The organism is Paenibacillus sp. FSL P2-0173 (genome assembly GCF_038008045.1).
Classification (GTDB): Bacteria; Bacillota; Bacilli; order Paenibacillales; family Paenibacillaceae; genus Paenibacillus; species Paenibacillus polymyxa_B.
Genome location: NZ_JBBOYK010000002.1, coordinates 903,517 through 920,751, shown reverse-complemented (window position 1 = coordinate 920,751; position 17,235 = coordinate 903,517). Strand labels below are relative to the sequence as shown.

At 45.1% G+C, this 17,235-nt stretch carries 14 protein-coding genes; 8 read left to right on the top strand and 6 right to left on the bottom strand.

Going from position 1 to position 17,235, the window contains the following annotated elements:
- The first annotated feature begins 32 nt into the window (after positions 1–32).
- Positions 33–1,652 carry a cobyric acid synthase gene (locus MKX30_RS14550; RefSeq protein WP_341062935.1) on the top strand — a complete coding sequence of 540 codons (1,620 nt, stop codon included), beginning with the start codon at positions 33–35 and terminating at the stop codon, positions 1,650–1,652.
- A gap of 219 nt (positions 1,653–1,871) precedes the next feature.
- Here MKX30_RS14550 and MKX30_RS14545 read toward each other — a convergent pair whose 3' ends face one another.
- Positions 1,872–3,572, bottom strand: coding sequence for a methyl-accepting chemotaxis protein (locus tag MKX30_RS14545; protein WP_341062934.1), 1,701 nt, complete (start codon positions 3,570–3,572; stop codon positions 1,872–1,874).
- Between the two features lie 502 nt (positions 3,573–4,074).
- Here MKX30_RS14545 and MKX30_RS14540 point away from each other — a divergent pair.
- The 5 genes from MKX30_RS14540 (at position 4,075) to MKX30_RS14520 (ending at position 11,050) form a co-directional block, all read left to right on the top strand.
- The gene (locus tag MKX30_RS14540) at positions 4,075–5,346 is read left to right on the top strand and encodes a PTS transporter subunit EIIC (RefSeq protein ID WP_341062933.1); all 1,272 of its coding nucleotides are present in this window, start codon (positions 4,075–4,077) and stop codon (positions 5,344–5,346) included.
- Between the two features lie 205 nt (positions 5,347–5,551).
- Positions 5,552–6,385: a BglG family transcription antiterminator LicT gene (licT, locus tag MKX30_RS14535; protein ID WP_023987656.1), complete on the top strand. Its 834-nt coding sequence runs from the start codon at positions 5,552–5,554 to the stop codon at positions 6,383–6,385.
- 170 nt (positions 6,386–6,555) lie between these two features.
- Complete coding sequence (locus MKX30_RS14530; RefSeq protein WP_023987657.1) at positions 6,556–8,460, top strand: beta-glucoside-specific PTS transporter subunit IIABC; 1,905 nt, start codon at positions 6,556–6,558, stop codon at positions 8,458–8,460.
- 243 nt (positions 8,461–8,703) lie between these two features.
- The gene (locus MKX30_RS14525) at positions 8,704–10,101 is read left to right on the top strand and encodes an L-cystine transporter (RefSeq protein ID WP_025724316.1); all 1,398 of its coding nucleotides are present in this window, start codon (positions 8,704–8,706) and stop codon (positions 10,099–10,101) included.
- A 250-nt stretch (positions 10,102–10,351) separates the two neighbouring features.
- Positions 10,352–11,050 (top strand): queuosine precursor transporter, encoded by a 699-nt coding sequence (locus MKX30_RS14520; protein WP_023987659.1) that lies wholly within the window; start codon positions 10,352–10,354, stop codon positions 11,048–11,050.
- Positions 11,051–11,115: 65 nt separating this feature from the next.
- Here the strand turns inward: MKX30_RS14520 and MKX30_RS14515 are convergent, their stop codons facing one another.
- Together MKX30_RS14515 and MKX30_RS14510 are read right to left on the bottom strand one after the other, a co-directional pair.
- Complete coding sequence (locus MKX30_RS14515) at positions 11,116–12,204, bottom strand: M24 family metallopeptidase (RefSeq protein ID WP_258297394.1); 1,089 nt, start codon at positions 12,202–12,204, stop codon at positions 11,116–11,118.
- Between the two features lie 72 nt (positions 12,205–12,276).
- Positions 12,277–13,005, bottom strand: a complete 729-nt coding sequence (locus tag MKX30_RS14510) for an MBL fold metallo-hydrolase (protein WP_028543006.1) — start codon at positions 13,003–13,005, stop codon at positions 12,277–12,279.
- A 203-nt stretch (positions 13,006–13,208) separates the two neighbouring features.
- On the opposite strand from MKX30_RS14510, the gene MKX30_RS14505 reads away from it, so the two are divergent.
- A complete protein-coding gene (locus MKX30_RS14505; protein WP_023987694.1) occupies positions 13,209–13,721 on the top strand; it encodes a GNAT family N-acetyltransferase in 513 nt (170 codons plus the stop codon).
- Between the two features lie 121 nt (positions 13,722–13,842).
- On the opposite strand, the gene MKX30_RS14500 is transcribed toward MKX30_RS14505, so the two are convergent.
- The 3 genes from MKX30_RS14500 to MKX30_RS14490 form a co-directional block, all read right to left on the bottom strand.
- Positions 13,843–14,277, bottom strand: coding sequence for a threonine/serine exporter family protein (locus MKX30_RS14500; RefSeq protein ID WP_013309318.1), 435 nt, complete (start codon positions 14,275–14,277; stop codon positions 13,843–13,845).
- Positions 14,278–14,297: 20 nt separating this feature from the next.
- Positions 14,298–15,053: a threonine/serine exporter family protein gene (locus MKX30_RS14495; RefSeq protein WP_013309319.1), complete on the bottom strand. Its 756-nt coding sequence runs from the start codon at positions 15,051–15,053 to the stop codon at positions 14,298–14,300.
- Between the two features lie 113 nt (positions 15,054–15,166).
- On the bottom strand, positions 15,167–16,021 hold the full coding sequence (locus MKX30_RS14490; protein WP_339201659.1) for a hypothetical protein: 855 nt from the start codon (positions 16,019–16,021) through the stop codon (positions 15,167–15,169).
- A 359-nt stretch (positions 16,022–16,380) separates the two neighbouring features.
- Between MKX30_RS14490 and MKX30_RS14485 the strand changes: the two genes are divergently transcribed.
- Positions 16,381–17,112: an HAD family hydrolase gene (locus MKX30_RS14485; RefSeq protein ID WP_075153939.1), complete on the top strand. Its 732-nt coding sequence runs from the start codon at positions 16,381–16,383 to the stop codon at positions 17,110–17,112.
- Positions 17,113–17,235 lie beyond the last annotated feature (123 nt).

Below are 17,235 nucleotides of genomic sequence, written 5' to 3'. Positions count from 1 at the left end.
TTGAAATGAATTCGTTAAAGGGGAAGAGGCAATTGTCAACTTTCGAACCGTCCTGCACGAACCCGGCAGCCGTATTGATGCTTCAAGGAACAGCGTCGGATGTGGGCAAAAGCGTGGTGACAACTGCGCTTTGCCGTATTTTTACGCAGGACGGATATCGTCCCGCACCGTTTAAGTCGCAAAATATGGCGTTAAACTCTTATGTTACCGAGGACGGCAAGGAAATTGGACGCGCTCAGGGGGTGCAGGCTGAGGCCTGCGGTATTGAGGCCACGACTGACATGAATCCGATTCTGATTAAGCCAGTCAAAGATATGCACTCACAAATTGTTGTACACGGTGTACCTTATGCCTATATGAGCGCCTCCGATTACCGGAAGGATTTTTTGCCAAAAGCCAAACAGACCGTTATGGATGCTCTGAATCGGTTGCGTGATACCTATGATATTGTCCTTATGGAAGGGGCAGGCAGCCCGGCAGAGATTAATTTGAAGGACCGAGATATCGTAAATATGAATTTGGCAGGTTGGGCGGATGCACCAGTGTTGCTTATTTCAGATATCGACCGGGGCGGTGTTTTTGCTTCTCTCGTAGGAACCATCGAGTTACTGGAACCCCATGAAGTACAGCGTATCCGCGGATTTATCATTAACAAATTCAGAGGTGATCTGTCTCTGCTTCAACCGGGATTAGACTGGCTGGAAGAACGGACGGGCATTCCTGTACTCGGTGTATTGCCCTATCTACCAGACATTCGCATTGAAGCAGAGGATTCGGTAGTACTGGACAAGAAGCCCAAGCAATCTGCAAAAGGTAAAGAACTGGATATTGCGGTGATACGATATCCGCGGATTTCCAATTTTACGGACACGGATGCTCTGGCCGCAGAGCCGGATGTGAGTGTTCGTTATGTCACAGAAGCCGGACAGTTGGGCGTACCGGACGCCATTATCTTACCGGGGACCAAAGACACTATTGGAGACCTGCTGGAATTGCGTGAGAGAGGTCTGGAGAAAGACATTCGGCAGGCTATGAATACTGGACGCACACAGCTAGTTGGCATTTGTGGAGGCTATCAGATGCTGGGTACAGCGCTATTTGATCCCGAAGCCGTCGAATCTGGGCTGCCGCAGCAGGCAGAAGGGTTAGGTTGGCTGGCTCTATCCACGACCTTTTTAAAGGAAAAGCAAACCGTACGCGTACAGGGAACCCTGTCTAATCATTGCCCGCTTTTGCTTAGCACTGCGCCTGATTCGGGTTCTGCCTTCAAGCCAAGCATTGAAGGCTATGAAATACATATGGGCGTTACGGAGTATGTTACGGAACCATACGCACCTATAGATATAACTTTTAACCTAAGCGAAATGAAAAGGTTATTCCATATCCGGCGTGGCGAAGGAACAGCTTTTGAGGAAGGCTGGGGTACGACAGACGGTAAAGTATGGGGAACCTATTTGCACGGTGTGTTTGATAATGACCGTTTTCGCCGGTGCTGGCTGGATGGATTGCGACAAACCAAGGGCTTGGCACCTTTAAAAAGCACTTTTACTGTACGTGAAGCCAAGGAACGAGAGTTTGACCGTGTCGCAGAGGTGGTACGGGCTCATTTAGATATGGAGCAAATTTATCGTATTATGGGAATGAATTCATAAACTTCATGGATGATTATTAAAATCGCTTTTAAAAAATAAAGAGGTATCTCTACAGCCATTTTCAAGACTGTGAGATACCTCTTTTTATTCAGGATTTTGCAAAATTCGATTCCAGTCGCTCTGAAGTGCAAGATATAGACGAACTAAACCATTTCGATCTACATCTTGTCCATTGGAAGTCGCTTATGGGATTTTTGCAAAATCCTCTATTGTATCGGCTTACGTAATTTTAAATTTTTGAACTGCCTTTTGCAGCTCGGTTGCTTGTTTGCTTAATTGGCGAACAACCTCGCTGTGGCTTTCCATTTCATTTAGTTGCTCATCGGCGTTAAAACCGATTTCTTGAATCATATGCTGTGCATTGGCAGCGATGAGAGCTGTCTCTTCCACGGAAGCAGATACTTCCTCCGAGCTGGCGGATACTTGCTCCGTTGCTGCAGATACCGTTTGAATCGTAGCATTGATCTTTTGCATAAGCTCACTTAGCTGGTTAAAGGCTGAGCTCGCTTCTTGAACCATTTCCGTTCCCGAATGAATTTCACGGCTAACCTGGGTCACAGAGTCCACAGATTGTTGCGATACTTCTTGAATGGTAACCAAATAGTCAGAAATTTCTTGTGTGGCTTCTTTAGATTGCTCGGCAAGCTTGCGTACTTCTCCAGCTACTACGGCGAAGCCCCGTCCATGTTCGCCCGCACGGGCAGCTTCAATGGAGGCATTCAGGGACAACATTTGAATTTGCTTCGTAATATCGAAAATAGCCGAAACGATACTGCCAATGGCTTCTGAGCGCTCATTCATACTATGGATGTATCGAAGCGATTCATCGGCAGCATGTCCTACCTGTGACATTTGAGCTACAGCTTTTTGAGCGAGCGTATTACCGTTAACCGTTTCTTTCGTTGCTTCACTGATTTGATCGGATACATCATTGGCAGAGGAGGCGATGTGCTGAACACCTTGAGCGATTTCCTCCATAGCCTGTGCATTTTCAGCAGCAGTTGTAGCTATGCTGGTACTGCCCTTTGCTACTTCCTCTGCGGCAACTGTAGAGTCCTGCACTTTTACACTCATAGCCTCAGTCCGACGAAGCAGCTCGTCCGATCCTTCCACAACCGCACCGGATGTAGAAAGCACATGGCTGATCATTTCTTTCAAGTTATGAGACATTGATTGGAAGCTGCGGGCAAGTTGGGCAATTTCATTGACTCCATGAACTTTCGCTTCTTGTGAAAGATCACCTTGAGCGATTTTTTCGCTATGACGAACCAATTCAGCAATGGGTTCTACAACTTTACGTATCACGAGGGTAGAAATAATTCCGCCCAGCAGGAGCGTTGCCACTGTAATACCTATGCAAATCCATAAAATTTGTTGGGATTTTTCCTGTACGAATCCGACATCTTCGTTCACACCCAGAACTAGATTACTACCCGATATAGCAAAGAAGGCGGTTTTGTGTACTCCGTACGAATCGCTGTAAATTTCACTGATATTCATCTCGCCTTGTTTTGCTTTTTTAATATCCTCTACAGGAATGAGTGCATCCTTGACCTTGTATACTGATTTTACATTCCGTGCGACGACTTCGGCTTTACCATCCTTTACTACTGCGATATATGCCGATTCTAATTTGAGAGTATCGACCTTCTCCTGAAGATAGGATTCCATCTGTATAGCGGAGCCGGAATCAGAACCGCTTCCTTGTTGGGCCTGAACGGCTAAGGAAATATTGAGATCCTGATACACATTTTTAGCTCCAGTTTCTAGCAATTGGTCTACCTGAGGCATGACACTGTTATTAATGATACTCATGGATATTGCATAGAAACTGATGCTGAACAAAAGGGATGCAAAGAGCTGAATCAGCAAAAACATAATTCGTAATTTCGCGCCAATGGAACGATTAAAACTCTTCATGAAAATTCTCCTCTCACATGATGGTAATAAAATCAGACGAATTCCCCTGCTTGATGTAGGCCGCTTGTCCAATAAGATACTAGGCACGCCATGATCTACTTGTTTTCCTTTCCTTGCTTGAAGAAAAGACTGAAAATGTTCGGATTCTATGTATATTTCAGCTGTATTCAAGGGACAAGAATGTGAAAGGGAAGTAATCCATGATTTACTAAAAAGTAGGTTAGACCTATTTTACATAATTAACAGGCGGTTGAATAGTCATATTTGCCCAAAAACAAACAAAAAATATATAACTATGGTCTTAGGTGTTTAGATGTAAGTTAGATGTAAATTATCAGGTGCATAAAAACGAATAGATTACTCCTTCTTTAAAACTATTGTAAAAAAGAAGTAATATAAGTAGCATAAGGAATACCGCTTTTATTACAATATTCTTCTAAGCTTGGTTTGGTAAGTTCGAAAGTGGTCTTCAATATACATATAAAAAGGGGAAAAGGTAGTTATGAATCGGGATTTACTTTCCAAAGAAATGATTTCGCAGGTCAGGGGAGAAGATGAACAGGAGCAGACTTCCGGAAGTTACAGAGCTGCCACAGGGAGAAATCCGATAAGTCGTCTATTAGATTATGTATCAGGCGTATTCACTCCGATCTTGCCGGCAATGATTGGGGCGGGAATGATAAAGGTATTAATATCTATTTTCATGTCCTTAGGTTTTTTGTTTTCAGACCAACAGGTATTTACTAGTTTGTTATCTGATCAACAGGCGTATACCATTTTATTGGTTATCAGCGATGGTTTATTCTATTTTTTGCCCATTCTATTTGCGGCAAGTGCGGCAAGAAAGCTGAACAGCAATATGTTTGTTGCGGCTGCCATCGGAGCATCAGTATTGCATCCCCGCCTGACAGAGTTGTTCCAGTCTGGTGAGGAGGTTCGCTTTGGCGACTTGTCAGTCATAGACGGGCAGTCTGCTTCTTCCATAATACTAATGCTTGTTGTCGTTTGGATGGCGTCGTATGTGGAAAAATGGTTAGACAAGCATACCCCCTATTGGCTTAAAGTAGTGGCTGTCCCGACTTTGACTCTGATGATTTTTATACCTTTGATGATGTTCGTTCTTGGCCCGTTGTGGGGGTATCTCGGTCAACATTTATCGGATGGACTCGCATGGTTATTTGATAATGCAGGAGTGTTTGCAGGGCTGCTGCTCGGGGGCGCGATGTCTTTGCTTATTATGGCAGGTATGCAATATATAATGGTACCGATTATGATCAGCTCGCTTGCAACACTGGGCTACGATCATGTCTTTCCTGTGGTAGTGGCAGCGGTACTTGCCCAGGCAGGTGCAGCATTTGGCGTGCTTTTTAAATCCAAAAATGTCAAAGTGAAAACGCTGGCCTTTTGGACAGGCTTGCTTGCCATGATGGGGGTGGTTGAGCCGGCGATGTATGGAGTCACAATGCGCTTTAAGAAGCCTTTTGTTGCGGCGTTGATCGGAGGGGCTCTCGGTGGTGCATTTATGAGTTTATTTGAAACTGAAGCAACAGCTATTGGTGGTATATCAGGTCTGCCCAGCTTGGGATTATTCGTCGGTCCTACATTTATATATGCTATTTTGGGAATGTTAATCTCACTAGTTACAGCTGGCGTAATTACGTATTTTATGGGCTTTGTGGATGAAAAAGATGAGCATTCGCAAGTAGTGTCCACATCTAGCATGAATGCTTCTCCTTCTCCGAACTCGGTTGTGGAAAAGAGCCCTGGCAGCTAAGGCGTGCCAATGCCCAAAAGCCTCATGAAAGTGTTTACAAAAAAACTTGTCACCTCAGTCTTTATATGATATTATGGTGTCAGTTATTCAAAACTGCACAATCGTGGATTGTTACTGAGCGTATCGGGCAAAACCATAAGCAGGCACTATGTGTCAGTTTTGGTATTGCCTTTTTTTACTACTCCAAGCGGCTTAAGGTGATGGAATGAAGATAGCAAAGGTGCTGAATAATAACGTCGTAACGGTCATTGATGAACAGCAGAAAGAATTAGTCATTATGGGAAGAGGAATTGCTTTTAAAAAAAACACAGGCGATGAGATTGAAGAAGAGAAAATCGAGAAAATTTTCAAACTTGAAAGTACCGAGGTTTCCCGCAAACTCATGACCCTGATGTCTGATATCCCTATTGAATATGTTGAAATTTCTGATGAAATCATCCAATATGCCAAAACGATACTTGGTGTAGAGTTGCATGACAGCATCTATATTTCGCTGACGGATCATATCCATTTTGCCATAGAGCGTTATCGCTTGGGTATGGATATCAAAAATGCACTTTACTGGGAAATCAAGCGAATGTACCGTAAGGAATTCACGATTGGGACCAAAGCATTGCACATGATTCAGGACAAGCTGGGAGTTACACTTCCAGATGATGAAGGAGCATTTATCGCCTTACATTTGGTGAATGCACAGCTTAATAGCGAAATGCGCGAAACGATAACCCTGACTAACATTGTCAAGGATATCATAAATATTGTAAGTCGCTTTTTTGTAATGGATCTGGATGAAGAGTCGTTAAGCTATTACCGCTTTATTACACATCTCAAATTTTTTGCTCAACGGGTAATGAATGGGACCCCTGTACAAAATACAGATAATTCCCTTCATGATATGGTTAAGGTTCAGTATAAGAATGCTTACGCCTGCGCGGAAAAAATAAGAGATTATACCACTAAAATCTATGGTCGAAGCTTGTCCCAGGATGAGATGTTGTATCTCACCATTCATATCGAGCGTATCATTAAAAATCAATGATTTTATGTATGATCAGGGATTTAGGATTGCTACTTCTAAACCAGAAGGCAAAACCTGAATGCTGAAAGAAGATTGGCTTTTTATAAAGCTGTCTGCTTTCTGTATTCAGGTTTTTTTATTGCCCATTTGCGCATTTTATTTTATACCTTAAAAGAAAAGAGGAACACCTCATGGATCGAAATCAATTATCCAAAGAGATACTTACACTGGTTGGTGGTGAAGAAAACGTAGAGCAGGTCATTCACTGCATGACCCGCTTGCGCTTCAACCTTCATGATGATAAGAAAGCTCAGAAAGAGCAGTTGCAGAAAACGGATGGCGTCATGGGAGTCATGGAGAGTGGCGGCCAGTTTCAGGTTATTATCGGTAATGACGTAGCTAACGTGTACAAATCGTTGGTGAGCAACATGTCCAAGGCTCCGCAAAGTGACTCAGGAGCAAGCACTGCATCTAAGAAAAAACAAAACCCGATCAGCAAACTGTTCGACTTTATTGCGGGTATGTTTACACCGATTTTGCCAGCGATCACCGGCGCAGGTATGATCAAAGGGATCATTGCTCTTTTAGTGGCAATGAACTGGATGTCCGATAAGAGTCAAACCTATACGATTTTAGCGGCAATAGGTGACGGTGCGTTCTACTTCCTGCCTATTATTCTGGCTGTCAGTGCTGCTAGAAAACTCGGCAGTAATATGTTTATTGGTGCGGCGATTGGTGCTTCCATTTTGCACCCGACGATTACAGCTTTACTGGCATCTAACGTGAAGGTTAGCTTTATTGGTCTTCCGGTGACAGCGGCCACGTATTCTTCGACCGTGATTCCAATCGTTATTGCGGTCTGGCTGGCATCTTATGTTGAAAAATTCATTGATAAGTATACACATGCATCACTGAAGTTGCTCGTTGTTCCGACATTGACTTTATTGATTATTGTACCTTTGACTTTGGTTGCTGTAGGGCCGCTCGGCTCCATTATTGGTAATGGCCTGTCAGGCGGTATCTCTTGGTTGTTTGAAAATACAGGTGCACTTGCAGGTCTGCTGCTAGGCGGTACCTTCTCCCTGATCATTATGACAGGTATGCACTATGCGTTGGTTCCTATTATGATTGGATCGATTGCAACGTTGGGCTTTGACTACATGATTCCAATTATGGGAGCAGCCAACTTGGCACAGGCTGGTGCTGCACTGGGTGTATTCTTAAAATCAAAAAATGCCAAAGTCAAAACAGTGGCTTTCTCGACGAGCTTGACAGCTATTATGGGTGTAACTGAGCCTGCAATGTATGGTGTAAATATGCGGTTTAAAAAACCATTTACTGCTGCGTTGATCGGCGGAGCCGTCGGCGGGGGCTTCATGAGCTTGTTTGGTACAAAAGCGTATGTCATGGGTGGATTGGTTGGTGTGCCTGGTCTGGCGATGTTTATTGGACCGACTTTCTTATACGCAATCCTGGGTCTTATTATTGCATTTGTGGTTGCTACGATTGTTACCTATTTGATCGGCTTTACAGATGAAAAGAACGAAGAAGCACCACAAGCAACAACAGACGCTGCCGGAGACATCTCTACTGATGAAATAGCACAATCTGCTGTGTCCTCACTGCCGAAAGGTGAGAAAATCCCGGTATACAGCCCGATTATGGGTGAAGTTAAGCCGCTCAGTGAAGTCAATGACCCTGCATTTTCTCAAGAAATCATGGGTAGAGGTTGGGCTATTGAACCATCCGAAGGCCGGGTTGTTTCCCCAGTGGATGGTACAGTGTTCTCCATTTCCAAAAGTGGGCATGCTGTTGGATTGGTGAGTGATTCAGGACTTGAAATGCTCATTCACGTTGGGATGGATACGGTTAAACTAAAAGGACTTCATTTTACGCCTCATCTTAAAGCAGGAGATCGCGTGAAGGTAGGAGACCTCGTGCTGGAGTTTGATCTGGTGGAAATCCGCAAGGCTGGTTACGAAACGATAACGCCTGTTATTGTTACGAATGTAGCTCAGTTTAGCGAGTTGGAGTCCGCTGATAATCAGCATAAAGTGGTTAAGGAACAGGAACTGTTATACACAGTGATCGTCTAACGGCTGATAAAGATTTTACGCCTAAGTTGAATACATGTCGTTGTGTTCAGGACAAAAAACAGCAAGTCTTCGAAAGATGAAGGCTTGCTGTTTGGCGTTTTCGATAAAATCCAAAGTGGAAGTTGCTTAACTATTTTATTGTTAGAAAACCTACAAAAATAGTTGGTTTTGTGATATAGTAATCTTCGGATTGAAGGATCACCTTATAAAACATATTAAGTATAAGTTTGGAGGAAATAATACATGGATACCTTCTTTATTATTTTAAATGTTATTGTGCTGCTTTTGCTGCTAGGCGTATTGGTCTGGATGCAGAAAAAGCACATCTCCTTTACAAAAAGGGTATTTGCCGGACTTGGCTTCGGACTGATCTACGGGGCTGTTCTACAATATGCCTATGGGGCAGGCTCAGAGGTCATTACAAAATCAGTTGATTGGTTCAACCTCGCAGGTAATGGTTATGTCCGTTTGCTGCAAATGGTAGTTATTCCGCTTATCATGGTGTCGATTATTTCGGCTATTATGAATTTGAAGGGAAGACAGAACCTTGGCAAAATCAGCGTATCCATTATTGCAGTACTACTGATTACAACGGCAATTGCTGCTTCAGTTAGTATTGTAACCAGCTTGTCGTTTGATCTAAAGGCAATTGAGATTCAAGGTGGGGAGAAGGAACAAGCACAGGGCTTGAAGATGGAAGAGCGTCTTGGAACAGTTCAGGACATGACCATTCCACAGCAGGTGCTGGAATTTATTCCTTCAAATCCTTTTGAGGATATGACGGGAGCACGTCGTACGTCGACGCTGGCGGTGGTCATTTTCTCGGCCTTTATCGGTGTGGCTGTGCTCGGATTGGATCGTAAAAAACCAGAACAGGCGCAAACCTTCCGTAAAGTGATCGATGCAGTGTACGCTGTAGTGATGCGGATTGTAACTCTGGTGCTGAGATTGACTCCTTACGGCATTTTAGCACTGATCACTAAAGTAGTAGCTACGACCAATCCGGATGAAATTTTGAAGCTAATCAAGTTTGTGCTCGCTTCTTATGTGGCTCTGTTGGTCATGTTTATCATTCATCTTATTTTGCTGGCCTTGTTCGGCTACAATCCGGTGACGTATGTGAAAAAGGTATTGCCTACACTGGTTTTTGCTTTTACTTCTCGTTCCAGTGCGGCGACCATTCCGTTAAATGTTGAAACACAAACGAAAAAGCTTGGTGTGTCCGACGGCATCGCGAATCTGTCTGCGACCTTGGGAGCGACTATTGGGCAAAACGGCTGTGCTGGTATTTATCCGGCAATGCTGGCGGTCATGATTGCTCCAACCGTGGGTATTGATCCAACGAGCTGGGATTTTATCCTCACGCTTATTCTGGTAGTTACGGTCAGCTCGTTTGGCGTGGCGGGTGTAGGCGGTGGTGCCACTTTCGCTTCCCTGATCGTGCTTTCCACCATGAATCTTCCAGTGGCATTGGCAGGATTGCTCATCTCAGTCGAACCGTTGATTGATATGGGACGCACAGCGTTAAATGTCAATGATTCTATTACCGCAGGTCTCATTTCAGGCAAGGTGCTTAAGGAGAACGATCAAGACGTGTTCAACAATCATGGCATGGATTTGGATGCAACGGCACACTCCTAAGTGAATGATAAACGAAAGGTGTACGATGCATTCCCCTATCGCATCTGTAGCCTATATAACACACGTACAGAATGTACTCAATACAAAGAGCCGGCCACAAGGTCGGCTCTTTGTATTGAGTTTAGGACAGTGTAAATTATAGCTGTTCACGAATCCTAATCTATGATACATTAAAATAATGTTTTTCCGACTTGCTTCGGATGAACCGCGGTTCGCAACCATCCCGCGCTATCAAAACTAGGAGGATTTCATGTTTAATCTGTTATGGGGGGCAGCTTTTGTCCTCGTCAATTTTATGTTCTTTTTGTTATGTTTTCGGTTGTTCGGTAAAAAAGGGCTGTACGCCTGGATTGGTGTTGCTACTGTACTAGCCAATATTCAGGTAACCAAAACGATTGATCTGGTCGGCATTACCACTACATTGGGAAATACGATGTATGTTTCTATGTATATGGCCAGTGACTTACTGAATGAAAAATATGGGCCTAAAGAGGCGCGTAAAGCTGTGTGGTTCGGCTTTTTCACTCTGATTATGACGACGATAACGATGCAAATGGTGCTGCAGTTCCAGCCTACTGCAACGGATTTTGCCCAGACACCGATGCAACAGCTGTTTGGATTGTTGCCAAGGCTTGCGCTTGCCAGCTTGACAGCCTATGCGGTCAGTCAATTGCTGGACGTGCGTCTGTATGCCTGGATTCGCAAGTTTTTTCCGGAACGTCATCAGCTCTGGATTCGCGGCAATGGCAGCACGATGATCAGCTCGTTTATAGATACGCTCATTTTCTGTACTATTGCCTTTTACGGTTATGCGTGGGGGATATGGCTCGAGATATTATTCACCACCTACATCTTAAAATTTGTACTGACCGCGGCGGGTACACCCATTTTGTACATCGCACGCAATTTCCGCTTTATAGAAGAGGAGGAGCAAACCCTCAAGCCATGATGGCTTGGGGTTGCCCCTCCTTTTTTCATACTTTTTACATACCGATATAATGAATAGCGATGTTTTTATCCCAGCACTGTCAGTTCTTTTGGAAAAGAGGTAAGCACTTCAACACCATCAGAGGTGACCAGAACGTCATCTTCAATCCGCACACCGCCGAGGCCTGGCACATAGATGCCGGGTTCGATTGTGAACACGAAGCCTTCATGAAGCAGATCACTATTGCCTCCGTGTACAGATGGATATTCGTGAACACTCATGCCAAGGCCGTGTCCAACTCGATGGTTAAAGGCAGGGCCATATCCAGCGGCTTCAACAACAGCCCGTGCTGCCTGATCTACGGATGCGCAGGAAACTCCCGGGCGAATGGCGGCAATTCCCGCTTCGTTCGAGCGAAGAACCGTATTATAAATCGTTTCCAGCTCAGCCGATAGCTTTCCAAAAGCAAAAGTACGTGTAATATCCGAAGCATAGCCATCGGAGTATACGCCCATATCAAACATGAGCAGATCGCCATGCTGTAGCTTGCGGGTGCCTGGAACACCATGAGGCAAGGCTGTTTTGGGTCCAGACAGTACTGTTGTGTCAAAGGACGGGCCCTCTGCGCCGATCTTTTTCATCTGGTATTCGATTTCGGCCACCAGCTCGACTTCCGTCACCCCTTCACGCACATGGGTGAGACCGTGACGAAGAGCATCTTCTACCAAACGAGCTGCATGTTTCAGACGTTGTACTTCCTCAGGAGTTTTTCTCACACGCATTTCTTGAAGCACAGGGCCTAGATCCACATATTGAGCCGCGCCAATGGCAGTATGTAGCTGTTCGTAACGGAGGACGGAGACGTGCTCCTTTTCCAGCGCGAATGCTTTCACACCGGTGCCTGTACGTTGACGCAGCAGATCATATGGATTGTCTGTATCGGTGTGGGTGGATATACGAGTCACAGAAGAAGCAGCTTGGGCGGCTTCTGCATCCAGGGCGGGTACGATCAGTTCTGGTTCTTGGTCCCGAAGCAACACCAGACCAAGAAAACGCTCATGCGGATCACTGGCAAAGCCCGTCAGATAGTAAATATGTTTAGGATCGGTCACAAGCAGGCCGTCCCAAGACTGTGACTTCAGTTCATCATACAGTCGGGTTATTTTCTCATTCATAAAGTCTCATTCCTTTCTGTCTATTTATTCATTATAGCTCTTCATACATAATTATTTATAGCATTGAATGACTTATTCTCTTTCCTGACATAATGTTTGCAGTCGTGCCTGTACATTCTGATCATAGTAACCACCATGGTAGCAGAGTACCTTCTCGACATCCAATACAGTTAGTTTATCGAGGCTCTTCAGGGCCAGCGGCATATCCGGCGTAGCCGACTCTGCAGGCCCGACCAGTTCACCTTCGACTACCAGCAGTTCATCTGCTGCCAATAGTAGCTTTTGTGCGGGCACATACAAGCTGATATGCCCGGGCGTGTGACCGGGTGTATGAATAATCTGTATGCCCCCACCATAAGGCAGATGCTCACCGTCCTCAAGAATATGAGCAAAGCGCAAATCTGGCAGGCGGCGAATCATATCCTCTGCTTGCTGCTTGAGCACAGTATCCATTTGTTTAATCCGTTCGGGCGTCAGCTTCACAAACGGTCGCTCTCCTGTCATGTAAGGAACGTCATCCTTATGGGCTAACAGGGCAGTATTCGGCAGCAGATCCAGCAGTGCATGAACATTTCCGATATGGTCAATATCCTGATGTGTTAAAATAATTCTTTTCACGCGGCTGATATCCTCACCCACATCTGAGATAGCCTTGCGTAATGGCTCCAATTGGCCAAGCATTCCCGTGTCAATCAGTGTAAGTCCATCCTCGTCCTTGAGCAGTACAGGATAAATAGTCGTTTTTCCAAAAAAAGATTCCATAGGTATTTCCAAAATCAAGAGTTGAGTTCCAATATTCATATTAAGCTGCTTCAGAATCCTTAACTCCGAAACATACCTCCCGTCTCATCGTGTTAAATCGCTTTCCCCGTTTTTATTTTTCCTTATCTTCAGGCTCTATTATAAAACCCTTTGGGACTAATCCGCAAAACAACTCGATATGGCTGATCGGGCGCTTGTCTTGTACAATAAATAAATCACACAATAGGAGGCGGATACGAATAATGAATAAGGACCAATCTTTTTCCATTGAATTTGCGTGCAAAGAGGATCTTCCCGATATTGTGGACATTTATAATTCTACGATCGCAGGACGAATGGTCACGGCAGATCTGGAACCGGTGACAGTGGAGAGTCGCATTCCATGGTTTGAGGCTCATCAGGAGAACCACCGCCCTTTGTGGGTATTAAAACAAAAGGGTGCAATTGCCGGATGGGCCAGCCTTCAGTCCTTTTATGGGCGTCCAGCTTATAACGGTACAGCAGAAATTAGCATATACGTCCATGAGGATTCTCGTGGAACAGGAACAGGAAGTCGACTGGTACAGCACTTGCTAAATGAATGTCCGAGACTGGGGATTACAACGTTGTTGGGATTTGTTTTTGGTCATAATGAGCCAAGTATTGGGCTGCTGCAGAAGTTTGGTTTTGAGCAATGGGGATACTATCCGCGTGTAGCTGTGCTCGACAGCATAGAGCGAGATTTAGCGATATTGGGTAAGCGAGTGGATGAATAATAGCTTATGACAGTTAAATATTCTTTGTAATGTGTACAGAAAAAGGCTGTTTCCAAAACCTTCTCAAACACTGCGGATGATTTTAGGAGCAGCCTCTTTTACTTTGCTATTTTCATCGCTTTTAGCGCTGTGGTTTAAAACGTATACTGTGAAAAATTTGATTAAGCACCTCAGACAGCACCAAACCGACAGCAATAGCACCTGCGATCATCAGCGTGCTCATGGCCAGCTCCAGTGCCTGAGGATAATGTTGTTGTACGAACTGGCGCATGGCATTATAGGCCATTCCCCCTGGAACGAGCGGAATCATGCCTGCCACACTGAAAATAATCACAGGCATTTTGTACAGCCGCGCAAAGCCTTGACTGACGATGCCGATGAGAATCGTTGCCAAAAGGCTGGCGCTCACAGGCCCCATGCTGTCCGTGGTTGAATAATAGACAAGCCAGCCTAGCATACCAACAAAACCGCATTGCAGTAGTGAACGCCGGGGGGCATGGAAAAGTATGCCGAAAGCAGCGGTGGCAATAAAGCTTGTGAATAATTGTGCAAGCATAGACTTGAATCTCCTCCGAATCACATATAAGAAATGATAACCGCAACGCCAGCTCCAATGCCGAAAGACGTCAGGCAAGCATCGGCTCCCTTGGAAAGACCCGAAACAAGGTGCCCGGACATTAAATCACGGATGGCATTTGTAATTAACAAGCCTGGAACCAGTGGCATGACAGAGCCAATAATAATTTTATCCATCATCTGTCCCCAGCCTACTATCGTTAATAGAGCCGCCAACAAGCCGATTAGAAAAGATGCAGAAAACTCTGAGAAAAACTTAACCTTAACGAGCCTGTGAAAATACTGTACAGCTGCAAATCCGATACCTCCGCATAACACAGCTGCGGGGAAATCTCGCCAGACTCCACCAAACATGATCATGAAGCAACCGCTGGCCAACGCAGCAGCCATCAGCTGTACACGGTTGGAATAGCGGAGGGGGCCACGTTCAATCTCCGAAAGCTCCTTGACGGCAGCGCGAGGAGACAAATCACCTGTGCTGATTTTACGTGAAATGGAATTGACCTCTGTCACCTTGTGCAAATCGGTGGTCCGCTCTACGATGCGGATGAGCTTGGCAGGCTCCGAGTCATTAATGGCAAAAAAAATCCCAGTTGGTGTTACATAGCTATGGGACTGGGATATGCCATAGGCCGAAGCAATGCGGGACATCGTGTCTTCAACACGATAGGTTTCGGCTCCATTTTGCATCATCAGTTTGCCCGCCAACAGACAAACCTCAATGATTTCAGGAGTAGGATAGGAATGATTATTCATACTCGCTCTCTTTCATTCGTACCGGGCCGTTCGGCCCTATTATTTTCATTTATTGTAGCACAAAAAGCCGCCTTTTCAGAGGCGGTTATGTTAGGCGGAAGCCAAGGATTTCGTCATGATTCTATCATATCGGGAATAACGGTGTAGTAGGACTCTTCCAGATATGTTGCGGCCTCAGACAGACCCATCAACTCAAGCTGTCCAGCTACAAAAGCACGAAGAGCAGAATGGGTGAACAAATGCCGTGTCTGGGCATCCCGAATAAAAGCCAGCCTGGCTTCACGCGAACCGTTGTGGAACAACTCACGCACAGCTTCGCCTTGTTGTTCCCAAAGGAAAGGCTCCGTTACGGTCAAGAGGGCACTCTCCATAGAAGAGCTATGCTTCGCAGAAGAAGATAACTGAATGCCCAACCCGTTTAGCGTAGGAGCTGCTTCATTGTGCTTCCGTTCTGTTCGCAAGCTGTCGATATACGCAGCCATATCCTGAATCGGTTCGATACCAAAGCGTTCGCGAAAGCATTCGCGTACAAACGCGGTGCGTTCATCTACAATCTGAGGCAGTCGCTGACCTGCATGTCCAGAATAGTCATCTCCACTGGCATAGTATCGTTTTAATGAACTGTTCTCTGTATAAACAACGCTTAAAAAATCCTGCAAATGACGGGCAACCACCCACACACCCGTCCAATCGACGGGAGATACACATACTATAGGGGCCCGGGAAAGGTCCTTTTCAAGCCCAAAATCCGTTAAAAAGCCATAATGTATTCCGTCCACCCCTGCGTGGGCAAAAGGAACAACATCTGGTGGTGTAGCCATATATCGTGGCGCGCGGCCCTGCTCCATAATCAATCCCAAATCAAAACTCAGAGAATGCCGGTTCGCTTCGAGCTCTTTTTCAAATTCTATAAGTGCCTCAATCAAAGGTGTAGCTGATCCATAGGCTAGGTTAGAACCGGAATCCATCGTGTATGCCTCCCTTATCCAAGTACATCCGTAAAGCGTTCATCCCTAAAAGGTACGTGATTTTACACGAAATGTAAACCTGTATGACGAATATTTTCAAAAATGTGACCTTTTACCCGTGTGTTGTCAAATAAAACGCTTTCGGGCAAAGCAGGACAAGATACCTATGTTAGCTCGGTAGAGAGGTAAAGTGAGTTTGTGAAAATGCGGTCTTTTCAGTGTATGTTAGTAAACGTGAAGTGTGATTGCAGGATGCGCAGTGTGAAGGACAAGGTGCAACGTAACAGGCCAACGGGTATAATATCAGGACAAGGTGAAAAGGAGCGTCATCCGAAGATTTAACAGAAAGAAGTGGGCATATGAACTTGCAAAAGAAGGCTGTTTTTTTTGATGTAGATGATACGATGTACGATCATTTGCACCCTACACGCGATGCATTGCGTACAGTATTAGGATTGAGTGATCGTTTTCCTTATGAGAAAGCCTACCATCGTATTCGCTATTACAGCGATGTACTATCGGCTAAAGGAGGACTATTGGAGGGGAAGGCAGGGCCGGATGAACTGGATGAGATGAGGGAAGGCCGTTTCATTCTGGCTTTACAAGAATTCGGGGTAGAAATTACCCGTGAGCAGGCAGTACATGTTCAACAAGAATACTTGGATCGTCAGTACCGAATTGAGCCTTTTGAGGGGGCGACCTCGTTAATAAATGATTTGAGCTCGGCTGGCTTTTTAGTTGGATTAATTACAAACGGTCTTGAGGAACACCAGATGAGCAAGATCAAGGCCATGGCACTGGAAAATCATGTTGCAGCAGAGCATATCTTTGTATCTGGGACCGTTGGCTATGCCAAGCCTGATCCGCGCATTTTTGAAGTAGTGAACGAACGGACAGGAACGTTAGCAGAGCACTGCTGCTACATTGGGGATTCCTGGCGTAATGACGTGGCGGGAGCTATAGCTGCGAATTGGCAGGTGATCTGGTTCAATCACAGGAACGCTCCCCCGGAGACTGACGTGCTGGGGATCTATAAAACAGCAGCAAGCTATGCAGAGTTAAGAAGGTTGCTTCTGCCGGACGCTCGTTAGACACGGTACATACCGTATTTATAAAAGAATCAACCTATTTTGAAGCCATTCCAAAAGATAACCCGTAATACTATTTATCTGTTATAGAACTAACTTTATTGGTATTGGTTTAGAACAGAGAAG